General features: G+C 73.8%; 1 protein-coding gene. It reads right to left on the reverse strand.

Annotated features, from left to right (window positions below; genetic code table 11):
* Window positions 1-35: 35 nt before the first annotated feature.
* Window positions 36-1,703 (reverse strand): ISL3 family transposase, encoded by a 1,668-nt coding sequence (locus AC5LUJ_RS20755; protein WP_493465561.1) that lies wholly within the window; start codon window positions 1,701-1,703, stop codon window positions 36-38.
* Window positions 1,704-1,987 lie beyond the last annotated feature (284 nt).

The following is a 1,987-nucleotide window of genomic DNA, read 5'->3' on the forward strand; positions in this document are numbered from 1 at the left end:
CTCTCCGCAGATCACCGGAGGTTGTGTTCGCCTGACTACGCTGTGATCGCTGGTGCGGTTACGGTGGGTCGCCAGGGTGCGCGGGCGGCACGTGACGCGATGTAACGGGCGCGGCGTTGCTGGTCGGCGACGTTGGTCAGTCCGAACCCGACCCGGTAGACCAGTTTGGTCAGCCTGTTGATCCCCTCGGCGGTGGCGTTGGTGATCCCGGTGAGCACCCCTGTCGTGATCGGTTCGCGCCAGTGGTCGATGGTCTCGGCGGCGGTGACGAGTTCGGGCACGTCACGGCCGAACGTCGCGACGTAGTCGAAGAAGCGGTAGAGGCCTTGGGCGATGTCGGTGCGGCTGGTCGCCCGGCCGGTCCGGGACGGAGCGAGCGCGAGCAGGCGCAGCAGGTGGCCGGCGGCAGTCCAGGCGACGCGCAGGTCGTGGGCGGCGTCGGCGTTGATCTCGGCGAGCAGCGCGAGCACCTCGTGGATCTTCTTCAGGCCTCGTTCGGAGAGCCGGAGTGGCCCGTGGACGAACAGGTTCTTGTACCTGTACTCGGGGTCGCTGGCCCGGCCGCGCCGGCGGCGGACCTCCCGGGACACGCGTCGGCGCACGTCAGCGACCATCTTTGTGATCAGCTGGGCGACGTGGAACAGATCCGCGATGATGACCGCGTCCGGGAGGGCGGCGCGGGCGACGCCCCGGTAGGTGCTGGACAGGTCCATGGTCACGTACTGGATCCCGGCGCGCCACTCGGCCGGCTGCGCGAGGATCCACGCGACGGCGGGCATCTTCGTGCGGGTCTCGACGGCGCCGAGCAGACCGTTGCCGCCGGTCGAGTCGTAGAAACCCGTCGTCCACCGGTCCGCGTCCCGCACCGATTTCCCGGTGACCGGGTCGCGGTGCCAGCGCGGGCGGCCACGGCGGTGGTCGTCGATCCCGAGGACGCGGACGTCCGGAAGCGTTCCGAACACCGCCTGGATCCGCCGGCGGGCGTCCGGCCCGGCCGCCGCGCCGCCGGCCGGTGTGGCCGGGTCCGCCGCCGGGCCGCTGACCAGCCTCGACGCCTGGCCGGGCGTGGATGTGTCGGGCGGGCCAGGGGAAAGAACGTCGAGGTGGCCGCCGACCGGCTCGCTGTCCGGATCCTCCGCGTCGCCGGACTCGCCGGCGAGAAGGTCACCGGCCAGGCCCGGGTCCGCGGCGGCCGCGTCCGCGAGCGCCGCGGCGAGCACCTCGCCGACCTCGGACGGGTCACCGACCCTGATCCCCTCCCGCTCCGCGAGCGCGACGAACGCGCCGTGCGCGGTGTGCCAGGCGATCCCCGCCCAGCGGGCGGCCGTGTCGACCGACACCATCGCGTCCCCGATCAGGTGCGCCACCGTGTCGAGCGCGCAGCGCGTCACCCGCCCACCCGGCGCCGTGAACGCGACGTCCTCGACGAACCGTGTCCGGACACAGTCGCCGTTCTCGCAGGCCAGCACCCGTTTGTGCAGCGTCACCCGCACCGGGACCAGCGCGAGGTGCGCCGCGCTGTGCGCGGCCCACTCCTTGACCCGCCCCGACGCGGTCGCGCAGTCCGGGCAGCACGCCACCGCCCCCGGCGCGGCGAGCACGTGCAGCGTCGCCGACCCGTCCTTCTCCCATTCCAGGTCCCGGACCACACACCCCGCCAGCCCCAGCAACGCGGCCAGCCCCGCACCCGTACCCTCGAACACGACGCACCCGTCTCCCGGCGATCACGGACCTTCGACAAGTCGCGATCTTGCCAGGCAGGCGGGTGCGTTCTCGTTGACGGGCCCCCAGACCCCCGGCCCGCGCAGCCGGTGCGCGCCCGCTGGCACGGCCGGGAAACACGGACGCGGGGGAGGTCGACGGTCGCGCTCCCGGCCGACGCGGCGTGCCCCACGCGGACACCACGGCCCCGGACCAGGCCAGTGCGGCCGTCCCGCGTACCCCGCCAGCCACCGGTGGCGTTCGGCGACCCAGCCGGCCCGCCCTC

Source organism: Protofrankia sp. CiP1_Cm_nod3 (genome assembly GCF_982290655.1).